General features: G+C 45.4%; 27 protein-coding genes. 26 read left to right on the top strand and 1 reads right to left on the bottom strand.

Annotated features, from left to right (window positions below):
- The first annotated feature begins 29 nt into the window (after window positions 1–29).
- The 26 genes from obgE (at window position 30) to WCY20_RS09510 (ending at window position 21,047) form a co-directional block, all read left to right on the top strand.
- On the top strand, window positions 30–1,130 hold the full coding sequence (obgE, locus tag WCY20_RS09635; protein WP_345974685.1) for a GTPase ObgE: 1,101 nt from the start codon (window positions 30–32) through the stop codon (window positions 1,128–1,130).
- The gene (gene proB, locus WCY20_RS09630) at window positions 1,127–1,894 is read left to right on the top strand and encodes a glutamate 5-kinase (RefSeq protein WP_345974683.1); all 768 of its coding nucleotides are present in this window, start codon (window positions 1,127–1,129) and stop codon (window positions 1,892–1,894) included. The genes obgE and proB overlap by 4 nt, the downstream gene beginning before the upstream one ends.
- Complete coding sequence (gene fmt, locus WCY20_RS09625; protein WP_345978248.1) at window positions 1,894–2,802, top strand: methionyl-tRNA formyltransferase; 909 nt, start codon at window positions 1,894–1,896, stop codon at window positions 2,800–2,802. The genes proB and fmt overlap by 1 nt, the downstream gene beginning before the upstream one ends.
- On the top strand, window positions 2,783–3,418 hold the full coding sequence (locus WCY20_RS09620) for a biotin--[acetyl-CoA-carboxylase] ligase (RefSeq protein WP_345974681.1): 636 nt from the start codon (window positions 2,783–2,785) through the stop codon (window positions 3,416–3,418). Before fmt ends, WCY20_RS09620 begins: the two co-directional genes overlap by 20 nt.
- Window positions 3,415–4,197, top strand: a complete 783-nt coding sequence (locus WCY20_RS09615; protein WP_345974679.1) for an AAA family ATPase — start codon at window positions 3,415–3,417, stop codon at window positions 4,195–4,197. The genes WCY20_RS09620 and WCY20_RS09615 overlap by 4 nt, the downstream gene beginning before the upstream one ends.
- A gap of 11 nt (window positions 4,198–4,208) precedes the next feature.
- Window positions 4,209–5,054, top strand: a complete 846-nt coding sequence (locus WCY20_RS09610; RefSeq protein ID WP_345974677.1) for a ParB/RepB/Spo0J family partition protein — start codon at window positions 4,209–4,211, stop codon at window positions 5,052–5,054.
- A gap of 171 nt (window positions 5,055–5,225) precedes the next feature.
- A complete protein-coding gene (locus WCY20_RS09605) occupies window positions 5,226–5,648 on the top strand; it encodes a FoF1 ATP synthase subunit B' (protein ID WP_345974675.1) in 423 nt (140 codons plus the stop codon).
- Window positions 5,649–5,657: 9 nt separating this feature from the next.
- Window positions 5,658–6,173, top strand: coding sequence for a F0F1 ATP synthase subunit B (locus WCY20_RS09600; protein ID WP_345974674.1), 516 nt, complete (start codon window positions 5,658–5,660; stop codon window positions 6,171–6,173).
- Complete coding sequence (locus WCY20_RS09595) at window positions 6,174–6,707, top strand: F0F1 ATP synthase subunit delta (RefSeq protein WP_345974672.1); 534 nt, start codon at window positions 6,174–6,176, stop codon at window positions 6,705–6,707.
- Between the two features lie 15 nt (window positions 6,708–6,722).
- Window positions 6,723–8,240, top strand: coding sequence for a F0F1 ATP synthase subunit alpha (gene atpA / locus WCY20_RS09590; protein ID WP_345974670.1), 1,518 nt, complete (start codon window positions 6,723–6,725; stop codon window positions 8,238–8,240).
- A gap of 11 nt (window positions 8,241–8,251) precedes the next feature.
- Complete coding sequence (atpG, locus tag WCY20_RS09585) at window positions 8,252–9,142, top strand: ATP synthase F1 subunit gamma (protein ID WP_345974668.1); 891 nt, start codon at window positions 8,252–8,254, stop codon at window positions 9,140–9,142.
- An 11-nt stretch (window positions 9,143–9,153) separates the two neighbouring features.
- Window positions 9,154–10,548, top strand: coding sequence for a F0F1 ATP synthase subunit beta (gene atpD, locus WCY20_RS09580; protein ID WP_345974667.1), 1,395 nt, complete (start codon window positions 9,154–9,156; stop codon window positions 10,546–10,548).
- A gap of 33 nt (window positions 10,549–10,581) precedes the next feature.
- Window positions 10,582–10,974 carry an ATP synthase F1 subunit epsilon gene (gene atpC, locus WCY20_RS09575; protein ID WP_345974666.1) on the top strand — a complete coding sequence of 131 codons (393 nt, stop codon included), beginning with the start codon at window positions 10,582–10,584 and terminating at the stop codon, window positions 10,972–10,974.
- Between the two features lie 5 nt (window positions 10,975–10,979).
- Complete coding sequence (locus WCY20_RS09570; RefSeq protein WP_345974664.1) at window positions 10,980–11,549, top strand: MotA/TolQ/ExbB proton channel family protein; 570 nt, start codon at window positions 10,980–10,982, stop codon at window positions 11,547–11,549.
- Window positions 11,549–11,944: a biopolymer transporter ExbD gene (locus WCY20_RS09565; protein ID WP_345974662.1), complete on the top strand. Its 396-nt coding sequence runs from the start codon at window positions 11,549–11,551 to the stop codon at window positions 11,942–11,944. The genes WCY20_RS09570 and WCY20_RS09565 overlap by 1 nt, the downstream gene beginning before the upstream one ends.
- Before the next feature lie 40 nt (window positions 11,945–11,984).
- Entirely contained in the window at window positions 11,985–12,770 is a 786-nt protein-coding gene (locus WCY20_RS09560; RefSeq protein WP_345974661.1) for a TonB C-terminal domain-containing protein, read from the top strand.
- The gene (tolB, locus tag WCY20_RS09555; RefSeq protein ID WP_345974660.1) at window positions 12,770–14,017 is read left to right on the top strand and encodes a Tol-Pal system protein TolB; all 1,248 of its coding nucleotides are present in this window, start codon (window positions 12,770–12,772) and stop codon (window positions 14,015–14,017) included. The genes WCY20_RS09560 and tolB overlap by 1 nt, the downstream gene beginning before the upstream one ends.
- 231 nt (window positions 14,018–14,248) lie before the next feature.
- Window positions 14,249–14,812, top strand: coding sequence for an OmpA family protein (locus WCY20_RS09550; RefSeq protein ID WP_345974659.1), 564 nt, complete (start codon window positions 14,249–14,251; stop codon window positions 14,810–14,812).
- Between the two features lie 4 nt (window positions 14,813–14,816).
- Window positions 14,817–15,725, top strand: a complete 909-nt coding sequence (locus tag WCY20_RS09545) for a tetratricopeptide repeat protein (protein WP_345974658.1) — start codon at window positions 14,817–14,819, stop codon at window positions 15,723–15,725.
- Window positions 15,726–15,885: 160 nt separating this feature from the next.
- The gene (locus WCY20_RS09540) at window positions 15,886–16,395 is read left to right on the top strand and encodes a peptidylprolyl isomerase (protein ID WP_345974657.1); all 510 of its coding nucleotides are present in this window, start codon (window positions 15,886–15,888) and stop codon (window positions 16,393–16,395) included.
- Window positions 16,346–17,140, top strand: coding sequence for a helix-turn-helix domain-containing protein (locus tag WCY20_RS09535; RefSeq protein WP_345978247.1), 795 nt, complete (start codon window positions 16,346–16,348; stop codon window positions 17,138–17,140). Before WCY20_RS09540 ends, WCY20_RS09535 begins: the two co-directional genes overlap by 50 nt.
- A 164-nt stretch (window positions 17,141–17,304) precedes the next feature.
- Window positions 17,305–18,243: an ACP S-malonyltransferase gene (fabD, locus tag WCY20_RS09530; RefSeq protein WP_345974655.1), complete on the top strand. Its 939-nt coding sequence runs from the start codon at window positions 17,305–17,307 to the stop codon at window positions 18,241–18,243.
- Entirely contained in the window at window positions 18,240–18,977 is a 738-nt protein-coding gene (locus tag WCY20_RS09525) for a nitrilase-related carbon-nitrogen hydrolase (protein ID WP_345974653.1), read from the top strand. Before fabD ends, WCY20_RS09525 begins: the two co-directional genes overlap by 4 nt.
- 44 nt (window positions 18,978–19,021) lie before the next feature.
- Complete coding sequence (locus WCY20_RS09520) at window positions 19,022–19,756, top strand: 5'-methylthioadenosine/adenosylhomocysteine nucleosidase (RefSeq protein WP_345974652.1); 735 nt, start codon at window positions 19,022–19,024, stop codon at window positions 19,754–19,756.
- On the top strand, window positions 19,740–20,495 hold the full coding sequence (locus tag WCY20_RS09515; RefSeq protein WP_345974650.1) for an ATP-binding protein: 756 nt from the start codon (window positions 19,740–19,742) through the stop codon (window positions 20,493–20,495). The genes WCY20_RS09520 and WCY20_RS09515 overlap by 17 nt, the downstream gene beginning before the upstream one ends.
- 207 nt (window positions 20,496–20,702) lie before the next feature.
- The gene (locus tag WCY20_RS09510; RefSeq protein ID WP_345974649.1) at window positions 20,703–21,047 is read left to right on the top strand and encodes a rhodanese-like domain-containing protein; all 345 of its coding nucleotides are present in this window, start codon (window positions 20,703–20,705) and stop codon (window positions 21,045–21,047) included.
- Window positions 21,048–21,372: 325 nt separating this feature from the next.
- On the opposite strand, the gene WCY20_RS09505 is transcribed toward WCY20_RS09510, so the two are convergent.
- Entirely contained in the window at window positions 21,373–21,813 is a 441-nt protein-coding gene (locus WCY20_RS09505) for a hypothetical protein (protein ID WP_345974648.1), read from the bottom strand.
- Between the last annotated feature and the right edge of the window lie 5 nt (window positions 21,814–21,818).

Genomic DNA, 21,818 nt, shown 5'->3' with positions numbered 1-21,818 from the left:
GATTTTTTTTCTAAATTTAAGGACAATCGATGTTTACAGATAAGGTTACATTAACACTCTCATCAGGCAAAGGCGGTCAAGGTTGTGTTGCCTTCAGACGTGAAAAGTTTGTAACCAATGGCGGGCCGAACGGCGGCGACGGCGGTAAAGGCGGCGATATCTATTTCCGTGTCGACAACAACACCCACACGCTTTCGCATTTCAAAGGGCAAAAAAACCTGAAAGCGGAAAACGGCCGTCCGGGTGAGGGCTCGCGAATGACAGGGAAGTCGGGCAAGCCTCTCTATGTGATCGTACCTCCGGGAACACAGGTGATCGACAAAGAGACAGGCGAAGTCCTGTTTGACCTGTTGGATGACGGCTATGAAGTACGTTTTCTAAGCGGCGGCAGGGGCGGTCTCGGCAACTACCACTTTAAATCATCGACAAACCAGCAACCGCGCTATGCCCAGCCGGGCGAACCGGGTATTGAACGCGAAGTGATACTCGACCTTAAACTGATCGCGGATGTCGGTCTGGTCGGATTTCCGAATGTCGGTAAATCAACGCTGATCTCGACGGTCTCCAATGCCCGTCCGGAAGTGGCAAACTACGAGTTTACGACATTGACACCGAAACTCGGTCAGGTCGATGTCGGGAACTACGAGTCTTTTGTCATGGCCGATATCCCGGGGATCATAGGCGGCGCTTCTGACGGCAAAGGGCTCGGTCTGGAGTTCCTGCGTCATATCGAGCGTACCAAAACCCTTCTTTTCATGATCGACATCGCTTCGTATCGCGAGATGAAAGAGCAGTTCGACATTCTTAAAGAAGAACTCCAGAAGTTTTCGGAAAAACTGCACAAGCGTTCATTTGCCATTGCACTGACACGTTCGGATGCCTTGAGCCAGGAAGAGGCGAAAGAGAAAGCCGAAACGTTTATCAGGGAATTGGGTCTGGAGCCAAGCGCAAAAAGCCGCTTCGGATTTGAAGCAGGGTACCCTTTTTACGAACAGGACGACCAGGAAGGTACACAGGAGTTTGACATGTCGAAACCTTTTTTCATCGTTCCGATCTCTTCGGTAATGCATACCAATATAGACGGATTACGCTATGGGTTGCATGCACTTGTGAGCGCTGCCAGAAAATGAAACGTCTTGTTGTCAAAGTCGGCAGCGCAGTCTTAACCGAACAAAACCGCATTGCCAAAGAACGCATGCAGAACCTGGTCGATCTGATCGCAGAACTGAAAGGGAAGTATGAGGTCATTCTGGTCTCATCCGGAGCCGTTGCTGCAGGTTATACAGAACTGAAACTTGACAAAAAGATCCTGGCCAACAAGCAGGCATTGGCTGCTATCGGACAGCCGATACTGTTGAACCGTTACAAAAAAATGTTCGAGCACCATCAGATCATCACCGCCCAGGTCCTTGTGACTGCAGCCAATTTTCGTTCCGATGAACAAGAGTCGCGTATGCGAAACACAATCGAAGCGCTATTGGCGAATAAAGTCCTTCCGATCATCAATGAAAATGATGCAACGGCGACAGAAGAGCTGGTGCTGGGTGACAATGACCAACTCTCTGCTTATGTGGCAGAGCACTTTGACGCAGACCTGTTGATGATCCTCTCCGATATCGATGCCTATTACGACAAAGATCCGCGTGCCAATGCAGATGCGAAGGTACGAAAAACAGTCTCTGTTATTGCTGCGGCAGAACTTGAAAAAGAGGTGACCCCAAATTCAACCTTTGCTACGGGCGGTATCGTGACCAAGTTGAAAGCGGCCAATTATATACTGGAACATGACAGAGAGATGTTTTTGAGTTCGGGCTTTGATCTTAGCGATGCAAGGGCCTTCCTTCTCGAAGAGAGACATCTCGGCGGTACCTACTTTACAAAGAGTGCACGATGATGAATGTTATCTTTATGGGGACACCCGATTATGCCAGTGAGATATTAAAAGCACTGGTGGCCGATGATGAGATCAATGTGGTCGCTGTCTATACCCAGCCTGACAAGCCGGTCGGACGTAAAAAAGTGATGACCCCGCCAATCACAAAAACAGTAGCACTGGAAAACGGCCTCAAGGTCTATCAGCCTACCAGACTGCGCGATGAAGAGACTGTAGCCGAACTTCTGACGATAGCGTGTGATTTCATCGTTGTTGCGGCTTATGGGCAGATCCTGCCAAAAGCGGTGCTGGATCATGCGCCCTGCATCAACCTTCACGCCTCTATCCTGCCTGACTACAGGGGAGCAAGCCCGATTCAGCAAGCCATTCTGAAAGGAGACAGGGAAACGGGTGTGACGGCGATGCTGATGGATGAGGGTCTCGATACAGGCGATATCCTTAAAATTGAAAAGATCGCAATCGGTGATGAGGAAATGGTAAGTTCACTCTTTGAGCGTTTGACCGTCAGTGCCGCTGCATTGACAATTGAGGTGTTGAAGAAGTTCAAGACACTTACACCGCTACCCCAGAACAATGCAAAAGCCTCGCACTGTACAAAGATCTCAAAACAAGAGGGACTTGTTACATTTGATGATGCAGAAACACTCTATAACCGTTATCGCGCTTTTACGCCATGGCCTGGTGTCTATCTTGAAAGCGGTTTAAAACTCAAGAAGATGCAGTTGATCGAGAATGAAAAACATCATAAGGCAGGTGAAATACTCTCTGTAGACGATGAAAGTGTTGTCGTCGGCTGTAAAAAAGGCTCTTTACGACTTGAGCTTGTGCAACCGGCGTCTAAAAAAGAGATGAGCGTGATCGCCTATCTCAACGGTAAGCGACTCTCTATTGCAGATACTTTTGCTTGAAACGGTTGATTCCACCCAGACCTACCTTTTAGAGGCGCTTAAAGAAGAGACCTTGTCGACGCCTGTCTGTGTCAGTGCCAAACGCCAGGCGTCGGGCAAAGGGAGTCGCGGCAACAGCTGGGAAGGGATGGAAGGCAATCTCTTTTTCTCTTTTGCCTTAGACCGAAGCAGCTTGCCTCAGGATCTCAAACTTGAATCCTCTTCTATCTATTTTACCTATATCTTAAAAGAGTTACTGGCCGAAAAGGGCTCTTCTCTCTGGCTGAAATGGCCCAATGACTTTTATTTGGGCAACACCAAGATCGGCGGGGTGATTACAAATCTCTATAAAGAGGTATTGGTCTGCGGTATAGGCTTAAATACCAAGGCGGCGCCGCAGGGTTTTGACAATCTTGATATTGAAATCGAAAATGAGACCCTCTTGAAGGCTTACTTTGATATCTTGAAAAATCCACCTTCGTGGAAGAATGTTTTTAGTAACTATGCGTTAGAATTTGACAGAAGCAGAAGCTATTTTACCCACAACGGTGAATCAAAAATCGCATTGAAAAATGCAAGATTATTGGAAGATGGATCACTGGAGTGTGATGGGAAAAGGATATTTAGTCTACGATGAGTGAAATTATAGTAATAGCCAACCAAAAAGGTGGGGTAGGAAAGACGACGACCGCTGTTAACCTTGCTGCCTCTTTGGCAGTGGAAGGCAAAAAGGTATTGCTGATCGATGCAGATCCGCAAGCCAATGCGACCACTTCTCTTGGTTACAGCCGTAATGATTATGAATTTAACATCTATCATGTTCTTATCGGTACGAAAAAACTCCGTGACATCATATTGAAATCTGACATCGCAACATTAGACCTGGCGCCGTCAAACATCGGTTTGGTCGGAGTTGAAAAAGAGTATTATGATGCGGGTAACGCCAAGGGACGCGAGCTCATTATGAAAAATGCACTCGCCCAGGTCAAATCTACCTATGACTACATCGTCATCGACTCGCCGCCGGCACTTGGACCGATGACGATCAATGCGCTTTCCGCTGCCAACTCGGTCATTATTCCGATTCAGTGCGAGTTTTTTGCACTCGAAGGTTTGGCACAGCTTTTGAACACGGTACGTCTGATCCGCAAGACGATCAACCCGCGTTTGAGCATCAAGGGTTTCCTGCCGACAATGTACAGTGCGCAAAACAACCTTTCAAAACAGGTTTTTGCCGACTTGCGTCAACACTTTGACAACAAACTCTTTAAGGACATGGACGAAGAGCTGATTGTCATCCCGCGTAATGTGCGTCTTGCCGAGAGCCCGAGTTTCGGAAAACCTGCGCTCTTATATGACGCAAAATCGAGCGGCTCGATCGCTTATCAAAATCTAGCGCAAGCTATTATTGCGTAACAGGGTAGAATGTGGGAAAAAGCAAAGCAAAATCTTTAGGACGTGGTCTGGGCGAACTGCTGGGAGAGATCGAAGAAGCGTATGAAAGTGAAATGCCGAGTTCCGATTCGGTAGTGGAACTTCCACTCTCGCAGATCAAAGCCAACCCTTACCAGCCGCGTAAACATTTTGATGAGCACTCTTTAGCAGAGCTTGCCGATTCTATCAAAACATACGGTCTTATTCAGCCGATTGTTGTGGTTGAAGATATTGACGGCTATATCCTGGTGGCAGGTGAGCGTCGTCTGCGTGCAAGCAAGATCGCAAAACTCAAGACTATTCGTGCAGTGATCGCACATATTGACGAAGAGAAGATGCGTCAGCAGGCGCTTATTGAGAATATCCAGCGTGATGAGCTCAATGTGGTCGATCTGGCCCATGCGTACGGTGAACTTTTGGAAGTGCACGGCATTACGCATGATGAGCTCTCCTCTATGGTCCATAAATCCCGCGCACATATCACCAATACGCTGCGTCTACTGCAACTGTCAAAAAAAACACTGGCAGCATTGAAAGAGGGCAAAATAACAGCTGGTCACGCCAAGGTTCTGGTCGGTCTCAGTGATAAAGAACAGGCAACAATGGTTGCTTCAATCGTTGGTCAAAAACTGAGTGTCCGTGACATTGAGACGATGGCAAAATCAATGAAAAACAGTTCACCTGCCGCACCAGTAAAAGCGAAAAAAGAGAGTTTTGACCTTACGGGACTGGCGGACCGTTTCAAAGATCTGGGGTTTAAAGTAAAAACAAAATCCAATGAGATCACTATTTCCTTTGACAGCGAAGAAGCGATTGCAAAACTCATAAACCGGCTATAACCGCCGTCACCTTCCCAAAAAGACGCTGTTCGTACGTTCTTAAAATGTTACGATTGAACGCTTGTTTTCTTCATATTGTGTAATTTTTCTTCTTTTTTTCATATTCTTTTCTATCTTTAACTATTACTTTAACTACTGCGTTGTATAATCTCGCAACTTTTAGGAGGTGGTATGTTAGATATAAATCCGTTGCTACTGAGCATCACGATCGTTGTCTTCCTTGTCCTTATAGCCGTTCTAAACAGTTTGCTTTTTAAACCTCTATTCAATTACATGAATGAGCGTGATGCTAGTATCAAAAACGATCTTGACAAAGTTGGCAACAACGATGCCGAGATCGCAGCGTTGACAGCACAGGCACAGAGTATTGTAAATGAAGCGAAGTTGGAAGCCGCGGCATTAAGAGAGAAAGTGATTGCTGAAGCAAAAGAACTTGCAGAAAGCAAAATTGAAGCAAAACGTGCTGAATTAGCGAAAGACAAAGCTGAATTTGAAAAGTCTCTGGCGGAAAGCCGTGAGGATCTGAAAAGTTCACTCTTGTCCCAATTGCCTCTTTTTAAAGAAGCAGTTAAAGCTAAGTTTAGTCAAATATAAGGAAACGATGTGAGTAAAATTCTTTTACCTTTATTGTTTGTGAGTGCATCACTGTTTGCTACTGAGCATGCAGCTGACGCAGGTACAGACATTGTACAGCGCACCGTTAACTTCGTTATCTTTGCAGGTATCCTATGGTATCTGTTAGCAGAGCCTGTGAAAAACTACTTCGGTGGTCGTTCAAAGAGCATTGCTGATGAACTGCAAAAGGTGCAAGACAGACTCCGTGAGTCGAAACAGGCCAAAGAAGTTGCCGAAGCGAAGATCAGCGAAGCCACAAACTTAGCTGAAGAAATCATGAAAGCGGCTTCTAAAGAGGGTAAGATCTTGAATGAGAAGATCCTCAAGCAGTGTGATGCAGATATCGAGAACCTGCAAAAGCAGAGTGCTGCACTTATGGCACTGGAACAGCGTAAAATGGTTCGTGAACTTGTAGACGAGATCATGGAAGATGTTCTGGTCCAAGAGAGTGCTTCACTTGATAAAGAAGCTATGGCTGGCATTCTGATGAAGAAGGTGGCGTAAATGCAAGAGTTAATCGCAAAACGCTATGTAAAAGCATTGGGTGAGGCAACAGGTACTGAATCATTGGCAAATATTGCTGATCTGTTTAATGCAATCGCTGCTAATTTTGAAAATGTGAAGTTTCGTCAAATTATGGAAAATCCGGATGTTGCAAAATCGGATAAAGAATCCATCCTGCTTGATGCTGTAAAATCGGCAGGCAGCGAGAAATTGAACAATTTCATGAAACTCTTAGTGGAAAACGGTCGTATCAATATCATTCCTGCAATGGCTGAAGAGATGCGCAAGGAGATCGCGCGCAGTTCGAAAAACTACAGCGGTGTTGTTTACAGCAATGAAGAGATCGATGCTAAGACCCTGCAAGAGCTAAGTGCTGGTCTTGGTAAAAAAGTCGATGCAACTGTTGTGCTTGATTTTGTTAAAAGTGATTATGATGGTCTTAAGGTAGAAGTATCTGACCTGGATATGGAAATCAACTTTTCAAAATCTCGTGTTAATGCACAACTTATAGAACATATCTTAAAAGCAATCTAATAGGAGGCAAACAAAGTGGTAGCTAAAATTCAAGCTGATGAAATCAGTTCAATAATTAAAGAGCGTATTGATAACTTTGAACTAAGTGTTGATATTAACGAAACGGGTAAAATCATCTCATACGCGGATGGTGTTGCACAAGTCTACGGCATGAACAATGTTATGGCTGGTGAGATGGTCGAGTTCGAAGACGGAACAAGAGGCCTGGTACTTAACTTGGAAGAGAGCAGCGTCGGTGTTGTTCTTCTAGGTAAGAGCTCTCAGCTTCGTGAAGGTATGAGCGTTAAGCGCCTTGGCAAACTTCTTAGTGTACCAGTTGGTGATGCTCTTCTTGGCCGTGTTGTTAATGCACTTGGTGAACCTGTTGACGGCAAAGGCCCGATCGAAGCAACTGAAATGCGTTTGGTTGAAGAGAAAGCGCCTGGTATCATGGAGCGTAAATCGGTACATGAACCACTTGCAACAGGTATCAAAGCGATCGATGCACTTGTACCGATCGGCCGTGGTCAACGTGAGCTTATCATCGGTGACCGCCAGACAGGTAAAACAACTGTAGCTATCGATGCCATCATTAACCAAAAAGGTAACGGTGTTGTCTGTGTGTACGTTGCAGTCGGTCAAAAAGAGTCGACTGTTGCACAAGTCGTTCGCCGCCTTGAAGAGCACGGTGCAATGGAGTACACAATCGTTGTTACTGCGACTGCCGCTGAGTCAGCAGCCCTTCAATTCCTTGCACCGTATACTGGTGTAACAATGGGTGAGTATTTCCGCGATAACGCACGTCACGGTCTAATCGTTTATGATGATCTTTCCAAGCATGCCGTAGCATACCGTGAAATGTCACTGATTCTTCGCCGTCCTCCGGGCCGCGAAGCATACCCTGGTGATGTTTTCTACCTACACTCTCGTCTTCTTGAGCGTGCAGCAAAACTGAACGACGAAGAAGGTGCAGGTTCACTAACAGCACTTCCTATTATTGAGACACTTGCAGGTGATGTTGCAGCATACATCCCGACAAACGTTATCTCTATCACTGATGGTCAGATCTTCCTTGAAACTGATTTGTTCAACTCAGGTATCCGTCCTGCGATCAACGTTGGTCTTTCGGTATCCCGTGTTGGTGGTGCGGCACAGATCAAAGCAACGAAACAAGTTGCCGGTACATTGCGTCTTGACCTTGCTCAGTATCGTGAACTTCAGGCATTCGCTCAGTTCGCATCTGACCTTGACGAGCTTTCTCGCAAGCAGCTTGAGCGTGGGCAGAGAATGGTAGAGGTTCTTAAGCAGCCTCAGTACTCACCATTGTCAGCTGCGCAGCAGGCAATGATCATCTTCGCAGGTAACGAAGGTTTCCTTGATGATATGCCACATACAAGTGTCACTAAGTTTGAGGCTGAGCTTTATCCGTTTATTGAAGCGTCTTACCCACAAATCTTCGAAAACATTAGAAGTACATCAAAAATCGATGACGAAACTAATGCTTTGATGAAAAAAGCGCTTGAAGAATTTAAAGCATCTTTTATCGCTGAATAAGAAGGACCATTATGGCCAACTTAAAAGATATTAAAAGACAGATAAGCAGTGTAAGTAGCACGCAGAAGACGACGCGCGCTATGAAGCTTGTCTCGACTGCGAAGCTTCGCCGAGCAGAGGAGCTAGCCAAGCGCTCTCGTCTTTTCGCTGACAAAACAAATGAGATGATCCAAGAGATTGCATTTCAGATTGAATGCACGAAGATGGGTGGTATCGATAACCGTTGTTTCGAAAAGATCGAAACTCCTAAGATGGTCGATATAGTATTTGTAACAGCGGACAAAGGTCTGTGTGGTGGCTTTAATATACAAACAATTAAAGCCGTCAACAAACTGATGAAAGAGTTTAAAGAGCAAAAAGTCAAAGTTCGTATACGCGGTGTTGGTAAGAAAGGTATCGAGTATTACAAATACAACGAAGTCGAACTTCTTGATGCTGTTAATAACCTCAGTTCTGCCCCGGATATGGGACGTGCAGCTGAGTTTATCACAACGTCTATCAATGACTTTAAAGACGGCAAGATCGATGGCGTCTACATTGTGCATAACGGTTATAAAAACATGATTACGCAAGAACTTCATGTTGACCGCGTACTGCCGGTAGACACGGATTCACTTGACTGTACAAAAAATGTCAACAAGTCTTTACTTGAGATCGAGTCCGAAGACAGTGAAAAGATGCTTGATTCTCTTCTTACGAAGTATGTCGAGTACAACATGTATTATGCGTTGATCGACTCCGTTGCTGCTGAGCACTCCGCTCGTATGCAGGCAATGGATGCGGCAACAAACAATGCAAAAGAGATGGTGAAGTCGCTTAACGTTAAATACAACAAAGCGCGCCAAGAAGCAATTACAACCGAACTGATCGAGATCATCAGTGGTGTTGAGTCAATGAAATAATGGAGGAAACAATGGTTGGTAAAATTATCCAGGTAATGGGTCCAGTTGTTGACGTTGAATTCGAAGGAAAACTTCCTGCGATCAATGAAGCAATTGAAGTAAAGGGCGGAATCGGTGAAAACAATTTTCGTCTTGTTCTTGAAGTAGCTGCACACATCGGTGGGGGTCGTGTCCGTACGATCGCTATGGATATGAGTGAAGGTCTTGTTCGTGGTATGGAAGCAGTCGCAACTGGCGCTCCTATCAGCGTACCGGTAGGTGAAAAAGTTCTTGGTCGTATCTTCAACGTTATCGGCGAAACAATCGATGGCGGCGAGCAGGTGACTGACGCGCCGACATGGTCAATCCACCGTGATCCACCTCCGTTCATCGAGCAGTCTACTAAGACTGAGATGTTCGAAACAGGTATCAAAGTTGTCGACCTTCTTGCACCATATGCTAAAGGTGGTAAAGTCGGTCTATTCGGTGGTGCGGGTGTTGGTAAAACAGTTATCATCATGGAGCTTATCCACAACGTTGCACACGGTCACGAAGGTCTTTCTGTATTTGCCGGTGTTGGTGAGCGTACACGTGAAGGTAATGACCTTTATTACGAGATGAAAGACTCGAACGTACTGGACAAAGTTGCACTGTGCTACGGTCAGATGAGTGAGCCTCCTGGAGCACGTAACCGTATCGCACTTACTGGTCTTACAATGGCTGAGTACTTCCGTGACGAAAAAGGTCTTGACGTATTGATGTTCATCGATAACATCTTCCGTTTTGCTCAGTCTGGTTCAGAGATGTCAGCACTTCTTGGACGTATCCCTTCAGCTGTTGGTTACCAACCGACATTGGCTCGTGAGATGGGTGCACTTCAAGATCGTATTACGTCAACGACTAAAGGTTCGATCACTTCTGTTCAAGCCGTATATGTTCCTGCGGATGACTTGACGGATCCGGCTCCGGCATCTGTTTTTGCTCACCTTGATGCAACGACAGTACTTAACCGTAAGATCGCAGAAAAAGGTATCTACCCTGCGGTTGATCCATTGGATTCAACATCACGTATGCTTGACCCTGCGATCATCGGTGAAGAGCACTACAAAGTTGCTCGCGGTGTTCAGCAGACACTACAGAAATACAAAGACCTTCAGGATATCATTGCGATTCTTGGTATGGATGAACTTTCTGAAGATGATAAAGCGGTTGTCGAACGTGCTCGTAAAATCGAGAAGTTCCTTTCTCAACCGTTCTTCGTTGCTGAAGTATTTACCGGTGCACCTGGTAAATATGTCAGCCTTGAAGACACTATCAAAGGTTTCAAAGGAATCCTTGAGGGTGAATACGATCACATGCCGGAATCTGCATTCTATATGGTTGGTGATATGAAAGAGGCTATCGCTAAAGCCGAGAAATCTAAATAGTAGCGCTGCTACTTTTTAAAACAAGGGCTAAATATGGAAACGCTTAATTTAGAAGTTGTAACACCAAGCGGCATGATCTTTAACGGAAAAGCTGTCAGTGTTACACTACCTGGTGAAGAGGGAGAATTTGGTGTTCTTCCTCATCACGCAGCTCTGACAACACTGCTGAAAGCAGGTGTTGTTGACATCGAGAATGAAAATAAAAATGTTGAATCGATTGTTGTGAATTGGGGTGTTGTTCAAGTGAATGAGGCAAAAGTAGTAGTACTGGTTGACGGTGCTGTTGCGATTCGCGGTGAAACCGAAAGCGAAATTGCCAAAGCTCTTGATGACGCGAAAACACTTCTTTCAGACATTTCTGACTCTAACATTGCAATTGCAGCCGTTTCTGCGAAGATCGAATCTGCTGCACACAAGCTCGTCTAACGCTTATGGAAAGCTTTAGCGACTTTATCTCCCAAAGTCACAGTGTCACCCTTGCGGTGCTGGCACTGCTCTCACTCTACTTTATTTTGATCAACTGGGTATTTTTCTATCGCCTTTTCACTATTAACAGTTGGATAGAGCGTGAAACGCTTTCTCTAGAACAGTTACTGATGGGTGCCGAAAATGTAACGACGAATGCTTATCTCTATAAGTTTATCAGTTCTAGTTCCAAGATAAGCCGTGAGATCTTTGACTTGGGAATGTTTTCAGCGACAAAAGAGTCGACAAAAGGACTATCATACCTTTCTGTTGTCGCCTCGACTTCTCCCTTTATTGGTCTCTTCGGTACCGTCGTCTCTATTTTGGATACCTTTGATGACATCGGCGGTGCCGGCGGGATGAATATGATCGCTGCCGGTGTTTCGGATGCTCTGATAGCGACGGCAGGCGGTATTTTTGTCGCTATCTTTGCCTATACCTTTCATCAGGTTCTGAAACGCCGTGCCTATGAACTTAACGGCTTGATCCGTATGCAGCGCGATGCTGTACTTGCCCGTAAAGCTGAAGAGGCCTGATGAACGATTTCGAGTGGGAACAATCACCTGAATTAAATATCACACCGCTGGTGGACGTCATGCTGGTGTTGCTTGCGATCTTGATGGTGATCGCGCCTACCGTTATCTATGAAGAGATGATAAAATTGCCGCAGGGCTCTGCGACAAAGCAGATTGAACAAAAAGCCCCGGTTCACATCACGATTGATGAAAAAGGCAAAGTTGTTGTGAATAAAGAGAATTTCGATCTTCAGACATTCGCTGATAATTTTTATCTTTATTCTCAAAAACTTGACAAAGAGGCAACGGTACTTATCAGCGCGGACAAGTCACTGGAATATGGCGTTGTCATGTCTATACTCGGTGCGGTGAAACAGGCCGGATTTACCGAAGTCTCACTCGCTACCAGTGGTTAATCTCTTTTCGTTAGACTTTCAAAAAAAAGCAGGAGAATAGATGGCTCAATACAGCAGAGATGACCGTTATTTTTATCTCAGCGGCCTTATCTCACTCGCCCTTTTTACTGCTGTTCTTTTCCTTTTTGCCCTTGTTATCCTGCACAAAAGCGAGATTAAAACCTTTGCTATGCAAGAAGATAACTATATCTCTGTGTCTCTTAACATGGACGTCGTTATTCCGACAAAAAACGATGCCAAGCCGGCTCCGGAACCGACTCCGAAAGAGGAGGTTGTTCCGGAAACAGAACCTGTCGTTGACGAGATTGAGACAACGCCGGAGAGTGTCAATACGGATGTCTCATCACTCTTTGATGATGTCTGGACACAAAGTGCCGACACTAAAGTTGATAAAAAAGTGGAGAAGGTCGATACCAAAAGATTGGCGGCGATCGAAAAACGTATTAAGACCAAAGAGTCAAAGCACACCAGCAAAGCAAGTGATAAGATTAAGACGATAGAACTTGTCAAACCCTCTATAGAAGTGGTCGGTGCTTCAGCCTCCACGGCACCCGAAGTTAACGAGTATTTGGCTAAAATACACGCCTTGGTCAAAAGCAAGTTCTTCCCGCCTGCCAGCAGTGAAGGCGAAAGTGCCAAGGTACGTGTCAGCCTTGATGCAAACGGGTATATTACAGGCTATAGAGTCATTGTCCCTTCTGGCTCTAACATATTTAATGAAGAGGTTGACAGGCTATATGGCCGGTTGAAGAGAATTGATTTTCCTAGAAATCCGGATGGAAAATCGATCTCATTAGAGATCATATTAACAGTTGAGGAGAAGTAATGCGCATTTTTATTGGAGTACTGTTTTCAGTACTGATGTTGTGGGGGTCTGACGCAACAATCGAAGTTAGGAAAAGTGTTGATTCCCTGCCGTCAATCGCCGTGGAAGATGCATCAAGTGATTATCAAGACGGTCTTAGCAAACGTTTTTTCCGTGTCTTGGTGGGCGATTTGAATGTACTAAGTATCTTTAATGTCGACCGGGATTACGCTACAGCCGATTTTGAGAAAGAAGATGTTGCCGACCTTCATAAAGAGATAGATTATGTTGTACGCTACCGTCTCGTTGAGGATAACGGTGTGATGATTGTCAATGTCAAACTGATAAACAACGACAAGGTGATGCATACAATAGATTACAGAATCAAAAACCCGAGACAGTACGTTTTTCTGGTCCATACAATAGCAGCAGAAATAAATGATTTCATGGGTGCCGACCCTGTCGACTGGATGAAAGAGAAAGTTGTTATCTCGAGAACTACAGGTCCCCGCGTCTCAGAGATATTGATCACAGACTATACTTTGAGCTATCAATTTTCAATCAAGAAAAACGGGTTGAACATTTTTCCAAAATGGGCAGATAAAGCAAAAAAATATCTTTACTACACCGCTTTGACAAATGGCGTACCTGAACTTCATAAATACGGTATTTATGATAAGAGTGATGTCCTGATCTTAAAATCGGATGGCATGCTGGTCTGTTCTGATGTGAGCGATGATGGGAACAGATTGCTCCTCTCTATGGCGCCAAAGGGGCAGCCTGACATATACGAGTATGATGTGCAGAACAGGAAGCTGAAGCGGCTGACCCGATACAGCGGCATCGATGTCAATGCCCAGTACCTTGCTGACGACAAGATCGCCTTCATCTCTAATCGTTTTGGTTATCCAAATGTCTTCGCCAAAAAGATCGGCTCGGACGCTGTCGAACAGATGGTCTACGTCGGTAAAAGCAACTCGGCTTGCAGTGCGCACAACAATTATATTGTCTATAAAGCGCGTGAAAGCTCAAATGCATTTTCCAAAAACACCTTCAATCTGCATTTGATCTCAACCAAGACGGACTTTATACGCCGACTGACAGTGACCGGTATCAATGAATATCCGCTTTTCTCACGAGACGGCGGCACGGTTCTTTTTGTCAAGAAATACAAAAATCAAAGTTCGGTGGGCGTGATCCGTTTGAATCAAAACAAAAATTATCTTTTTCCTCTTACCGGCGGCGATATCCAGTCAATCGACTGGTAGTTGACGGCAGATGCCCCAAGGCAGGAGTTTATACTGTCTTCTGCCGCTGGGTTCCGCTTTTGATTACTATGCAAGTGCTTTCTGTTTAAGGTGTGGATGATACGCGGCTTTTTAATTTACTCTCTGTTTCTGTTATTGGATTATAATCGCTTCACAGATATTCATAGAAAATTAGCTCTTTTTTATTAAGAAGTGGCTACTATTTCGCAACGAATAAGATGAAGGATATACATGAAAGCACTGCTGTTTACAGGATCTTTAGTAGCTATTTTGACATTAGCAGGATGTAGCGGTACAGGACCGGTCGTCGAAGATACAACAGAAGGCACAAGCCAGCCAGAAGAGATCAGTATTGTTGATGAGAGTAGTGCAGCGGACACTGAAGCAGGAATCGTAAGTACCGACCTTGACAGCGGTATCGTCACCCTCGAAAGCATTGAAGCGAAAATCGTCCCTATCTATTTTGCATTTGACAAATATAATCTGGAAGATGAAGATATAGAGACGTTGCGTACAAATGTTGAAATCGTAAAAGGGGATACGGCAGCGATGAAAATTGCTGACCAGTACACCTTGAAACTTGAAGGGAACTGTGACGAATGGGGTTCTGACGAATACAACTTTGCACTGGGTCTGAAACGTGCGAATGCGGTTAAAGAGGAGCTGATCAATGACGGTATTGAAGCAAATCGTATCACGATGGTAAGTTACGGCTCAAGCAGTCCGGTCTGTACCGAGAAAACACAAGAGTGCTGGTCTAAAAACCGCCGCGTAGACTTTAAACTGCTGCCGTAAATAAATGCGTTTCGCCTTACATCTTTCATTTCTACTGCTCCCTTTGTCACTTTTAGCCGGAGAACCTTCGGCTTTTGGAGCCGGTAACCTGGACAGTGACAATCCGTATGGTTTGACAGAGGCAGAAAAGAAGATCCTCCAGAACAAGCAGATATTGCAACAAACTAAACGCAACCTCCGTTCCCAGAACAATGAGATAGAGTCGTTGCGTGAACGCGTTGACGGACTGCAGTCGGTTCTTGAAGCAATCGCGATGAAATCACAGCAGAATCGTGTTGCTTTGGGCGATCTGAGCAAGTCTCGCGAGAATGAAGGTTCGTCGACGCTAGAACGCCTTCAGCAGCTTGAAGCGCAGACAGCGACGAACACTGAAAATGTACTGCAGCTGAAAACAGCGATAGAAGAGCTGAGTAAACTTATCGACCAGCAAAGCGCTTCCCTTGTCACCAAAGAAGAGTACAACGCACTTGTCGATGATGTCAACACTTTTAAAAAACTGGTTGCAACCGAGTTAAAAAAAAAGCCAGGTAAAAGCAGCGGGAAAAAAATAAGTAACGGGGACCTTGCGACAAACGCAAAAAACCATTACGAGTCTAAAAAATATACACAAGCCCTTGAAGAATATAAAGAATTGGTAAACCGAAAGTATAAACCGGCACGTTCACACTATATGATCGGTCAGATCTACTATGCAAAAAACGACTACGGCAAAGCAATCGCTCACTATAAAGAGAGCGCATCACTTTACAAAAACGCTTCGTACATGCCGATCTTGATGTTTCGTACCGCTGTATCGATGGAACGGACGGGTGATAAAAAACATGCGAAATCATTTTACAATGCCGTAATTGCAAAGTACCCTGGCTCAACAGAAGCGATGCAGTCTCAGGAACGTCTTAATAACCTTAAATAAGCTTTCCCAGAAGCACTTTCACAGTCTAGCACGGCATTCTGCCGTGCTTAATCCGATTGCTACTTTCTATTATTCAGCCAATCCATAGTTTAATGTGTTAAAATCGCGTTTAAATTACAAGGGCCTTATTCATTAAGTGCCCTACCATAGAGGAATTAAAATGGCAATTTCAGAAAATCAAGTTGTATCTATCGAGTATGAAGTAAAAGACGGCAATCAAGTTGTTGATTCAAATGTCGGTGGCGCACCACTAGTATTTATCTTCGGAAAAGGTCAGATTATCCCTGGTCTTGAGGAAGGCATTAAAAACATGGCTATCGGTGAAAAAGGCGATGTCCTTGTCAAGCCGCAAGACGCTTACGGTGAGTACAATGCCGATGCGACACAAGAGGTTCCAAAAGAGCAGTTTGCCGGTATCGAGTTAGAGGTCGGTCAGACACTTTACGGTCAAGGTGAAGATGGCGGTACGGTACAAGTGACTGTCAAAGAGATCGGTGAAGAAAATGTAACTGTAGATTTTAACCACCCATTAGCGGGCAAAGAGCTAATGTTTACTGTTACTATCAACAACGTGCGTGACGCTTCGGCAGATGAGATTCTTTCAGGTGTTCCTGTTGAAAATGCTCCTGCAGCAGGCGGATCATGTGGTACAGGCTGTGGTTGCCACTAATTTTTTAGCGACATCACGTGCTTCAACAGAAGCATTTAAAACAGCAAACCTGCTAAAAACTCTCAGTGTAAATGCCCTCATTTACGGAGAGACCGCAACGGGCAAGCTGACGCTTGCCCGATATATCCTTCCCAACGCTTCTATATTTAGCGCTAATGATTTTGAAAAACTTTTAGAAGCTGTTGATACCAATAGCGAACTGATTATTACGCATATCGAAAATGCACCAAATCTTAAACGTCTGATCGATACGATTTCTGCTTCCAAAGCACGCGTGATCGTCACGAGTAATGACAGTAACCTGAATGAACTTTTACACGATAGTTTCAGTGTACGAATCTACTTGCCTCCTCTCAGAGAACGGTTTGAAGATGTGAAGCCGCTGCTAGAGCTTTTTTTGCAGGAAGCAAATAAGATCTTTGGTGAGGAGAAGCCTTTTGAGATGCCGGCTTATGAACTTGACCTGAGTCAAAATGCCAATTCGTTGAGGAAGCAGCTTTTTTTACATTATTCGTTTACAAATATCAATGAAAATGAATTAATGGCAGTGATTGAGGAGTACCTGAGCGACAAACTTGGCTCTAAAAACGATTATCGCAACTATCTGCATCTCTACGAAGTGCCGCTTATCCGTGCAGGTTTGAAACAGTTCAAGTCACAGTTGCAGCTTGCAGAGAAGTTAGGCCTTAACAGGAATACCCTGCGTAAAAAGATCGCAGAACATGCGCGATATAATCTAGAATAAGATTTCATCGATAAAAGTTCCGCCAGAAGGCTTTTGTAAAGCAGAAACTGATTTTTGTCGCTCTTTGTACTGTTTTGTTGTGGTGATGTCTCTACAGCCCGTATTTATTATGTGTTTGTTGATACAATTACGTTTAAAAAAAAAGTTAAGCATGAAGGATAGATATGAGTAAAAGAATTGCAATGATCTTCCCTGGTCAGGGTAGTCAAAGTATTGGCATGGGCAAGTCATTTTATGAAAATTCAGACATGGCAAAAGAGATGTTCGAAAAAGCCGGTGAACGCATCGGCGTTGATTTTAAAGCCCTTTTGTTCGAAGAGAATGAGAAGATCAATCAAACGGCCTATACACAGCCGGCTATTTTACTTGTAAGTATTATTGCTTATAAACTTTTTCAACATAAGCATGATGTCAAACCGGCGCTATTGCTGGGACACTCTCTAGGCGAGATTTCAGCACTGTGTGCTGCCGGTGCGATCGACTACCTTGACGCCGTTGAACTTGTTCATAAGCGCGGAACGCTTATGCAGGCGGCTTGCGAGGGAATCGAGGCAGGTATGATGGCGATTGTCGGACTTGACGACGAGTCTGTTGCAAATATCTGTCGTGATGCGCGTAACCAAGAGAATAAAAGCGTTTGGCCGGCGAACTACAATCAGGACGGTCAACTGGTTATCGCAGGTTTGAAGCCGGATCTATCAAGTATGGAAGAGACGTTTAAAGCGGCAGGTGCCAAACGTGCACTGCTTCTGAATATGTCCGTTGCCAGCCATTGCCCGCTACTCGCTTCTGCCCAGGCACCGCTGAAGGCAGAACTTGAACGTATGCTCCACGATCCGTTCGTGGCACCGGTTATCTCCAATGTCACGGCGAAACCGTATGCGACAAAACAGCAGGCATTGGAGCTGGTGACGGAGCAGCTTATCCGTCCGGTACTTTACAAACAGTCGATCGTTGCCATCAAAGATGATGTCGACATGGCTATCGAGTTTGGTAACGGCGCTGTGCTTAAAGGCCTTAACCGCCGCATTAACAAAGATATGCCTACTCTCAATGTTTCCGATATGGAAACACTTCAAAAGGTCGTAGAAGAGCTGTCATGAGCCGATTTACAAAGGGGATGACGATTGTTCAAAATGCGCCCCGGCTTAACCGTAGCAATCTGAAAGAGGCGCTTTTACTCATTGAAGATGCCGCTGAGCGTTCTGACATCATTGTCTTTCCTGAACTCTCCCTCAACGGGTATATGCTCCAGGACAAACTCCACGAGGATGCCTGGCAGCTTGATGAACTTGATGCACTGCGCGAGGCCAGTCTGGCTATTGACATTGTCATCGGTGCGGCGATCAGGGAGGAGAACGGTTTTTATAATGCGGCTCTCTACTTTTCCCAAGGTTCGCTCAACCATATTCACCACAAAGTCCATCTGCCGAACTACGGGATGTTTGAAGAGGCGCGTTATTTCAGACCGGGAAGCCGTATCGGCAGCTTCAAAACCAGGTTCGGCCGGGCGGCGATGCTGGTGTGTGAAGATTTATGGGAAGTGAATCTTCTCGAAGACCTTGAAGATGAGCACCCGGAGATTATCTATATCTTAGCCGCATCACCCGCACGCGGATTCAGCGATGGGGGGCTGGCAATCGAAGCGACATGGCAGAAGCTTTTAGAAAAAGCGGCTGTTGACATGCAGGCAGAGGTCGTATTTGTCAACCGTGTCGGGTTTGAAGACGGGCTTGGCTTTTGGGGAGGCAGCCGCGTGATCACCCCTGAAGGCGAAACCGCATACCTAGCCGACAAATTTGCAAACAGTACGGAAACTGTAAAACTGGGTCAATAACTTCATAGCTACCAGGAATGGATGGCTAAAACAGATTAAGGATAATGATGAAAATAGCAATTATGGGCGCGATGATTGAAGAGGTCGAGCCGTTTTTGAATCTCGGAGAGCACGAACCGCTTCTGAAATATTTTAAAAAACATAATGATGTCAATTACGGGGGCAACCTCTATCATGAGGCGAAGTATAAGGGACTTGATATCGTCTTGGGATACAGCAAGATCGGTAAGGTCAATGCCGCGTTGACGGCGGCGACGATGATCGAGAAGTTCGGGGCCGAGCAGCTGCTTTTTACCGGTGTAGCCGGTGCCGTCAACCCTTCGCTGAAGATCGGAGACCTTATTGCGGCGACGCAGCTTTGCCAGCATGACCTAGACATCACTGCATTCGGGCATCCTCACGGCTATGTACCGGAGGGGAAAGTTTATGTCGAGCCTTCGCGCGAGCTTCTTCGAATCGCTAAAAGTGTTGCTGATGAGAAAGAGATAGCTCTCAAAGGCGGGGTTATTGCGACCGGTGATCAGTTTATTGCCGATCCGGAACGCAAGAAGTGGATCGAGACAACATTTGATGCAGATGCCATTGAGATGGAGGGTGCAGCAGTCGCAGTCGTCTGTGATCAGCTCAATATACCGTTTTTTGTATTGCGCGCGATCAGTGATACCGCCGATACGGATGCAACCTTTGATTTTGACGAATTTTTAAAACACTCGTCTCAGGTCAGTAGCAGTTTTGTACTGGCTATGCTTGATAAGATAGCTGATGGTCAAGATCAGTAAAAAAATTATGAAGCAGATGGGCCGTACCAACGGTGCCTTTGAACTGATAGAAGAGGGTGACAAGATCCTTGTCGGTCTAAGCGGCGGTAAGGACTCCCTGACCTTGATCCATGCGCTGAAAGAGCAGCAGCGCCGCGCGCCTTTTGATTTTGAGTTCGTCGCGGTGACGGTTGCCTATGGTATGGGTGAAAACTTTGACTACCTGGCCGAACATTGCGAAAAGTACGGTATCAAACATGAGATCTACGATACGAAGATCTATGAGACGGCCCAGGAGAAGATACGTAAGAACTCCTCTTTCTGCTCCTTCTTCTCACGTATGCGAAGAGGCTCTCTCTACTCCGCAGCGGAGAAGTTCGGCTGTAACAAAGTAGCCCTCGGACACCACCTCGATGACGCGGTCGAGAGTTTTTTTATGAACCTGATCTATAACGGACAGATGCGTGCGCTCTCTCCGAAATACCGGGCAGGAAACGGCCTGATCGTGATCCGTCCGCTGATTCAGATGCGTGAGCGCCAGCTGCGCGCTTTTGCCGAAGACAACGGTCTTCAGGCGATTGGCGACGAAGCGTGTCCGAGCATGCGTTTCGATGTCAAGATGCCCTATGCAAGAGCGGAGATGAAAGAGATGTTGAAGGGGATGGAAGAGAAGTACCCCGATATCTTTACTTCGATCAATGCGGCATTTTCAAATATTTCGGACGAGAGTTTTTTCGACCCGAAGCGTTTTCTACTTTAGCGCAACAGAAAGCAAACGCCTATTTCACTTCGCCGATACGGCGTTTTGACAAGAGGGGACCTTGTTTGCTCCGAGGCGTCATGCACAGATAAATCATGCAGATACTTTTTACATACAATTCTTAAAGCGTTCGCCTGTTTCTCCTCCTAAAGTCTCTGATGATTAATTTCGGTATAATTCCAGCAAATTTTAGATATAAGGCAGAAAATGAGCATTAATGTAACTCCAACAAAAGAGATCTTGGAAAATTCAGATATGGTCATCGTTGATATCCGTACAGAAGGCGAGTGGATGCAGACCGGTGTTGTCCCGGGTTGTAAAACGATCACATTTTTTGATGAGCGCGGCGGTTATGATGCCGAAGGCTTTTTAAAACAGATGGATGCCCTCGGCGGCAAAGATGTTGAGATCGGCCTTATCTGCCGTACAGGCGCGCGCACGGCGCAGGTGGCTAACTTTATGGCACAACAAGGGTATAACGTTAAAAACCTTGTCGGCGGTGTAATGAAGTTGATGGGTGAGGGGTATCAACTCTCCCCGTACAAAGGTTAATCAAAGCTCCAGCTTCGACACACCTTGCACTTCAGTTCACCACTCGACATACCGGTGTCTGCCTTCGGGCTCACTTCAGCACAATCTGCATCAAATCTGAAACTTTTACAAGTTGAGACTTTTAAAGATGTGCTGCGCTATCTTTCTTAACGCTTAACGCTTAACGCTTAACGCTTAACGCTTAACGCTTAACGCTTAACGTTATTCTGTAGAATGGGTTTCGATATGCCCTTGTTCATACTGCTCTTGAGGCACGATTTGTGTCTCCTCTTCAACCGGTTCAGCTCTGTTTTCGCAACCGCTTAAAATCAGTACAAGAATTAAACTACTTACGACGTTTCTCATAATCATCTTTTAGCCTTTGATATAGATCGACAATGCGTTCTTGATAGATTCTGTTCTCTTCGTCTTCGCAGCAAGCGATGATCTTTCGATAATCGTCGATTGAAATTTTGTCCGCATAACGCGGGATGTCCTTCAGGTCGTTCATAATATCTTCGATCAACTCATCGATAGCGAGACCATTGTCTTCAAAGACCTTGTCCAGATACTCTTCAACGGTCAACCGCAGTGTATTGGCTCTGTCTGCTTCGCCGTAGAGCGCCATTCCTGTTTCCCGAACAATATCGAGTTCGCATTCACTGTAGTTTTCATTGGCAGCGATCAGTGCAGCAAAAAGTTTTGCTCTGAACTCAAGAGAACTGTGGTGATACAGAAGAAGTTCACGAAAGGCACGAAAGATGTAGTGCTTAAGGTTGAATGCCATTGTCT

This window comes from Sulfurimonas sp. HSL3-7, assembly GCF_039645985.1.
Taxonomy (GTDB): Bacteria; Campylobacterota; Campylobacteria; order Campylobacterales; family Sulfurimonadaceae; genus Sulfonitrofixus; species Sulfonitrofixus jiaomeiensis.
The sequence above is the reverse complement of the archived record's forward strand: the minus strand, read 5'-3'. Positions and strand labels throughout refer to the sequence as shown.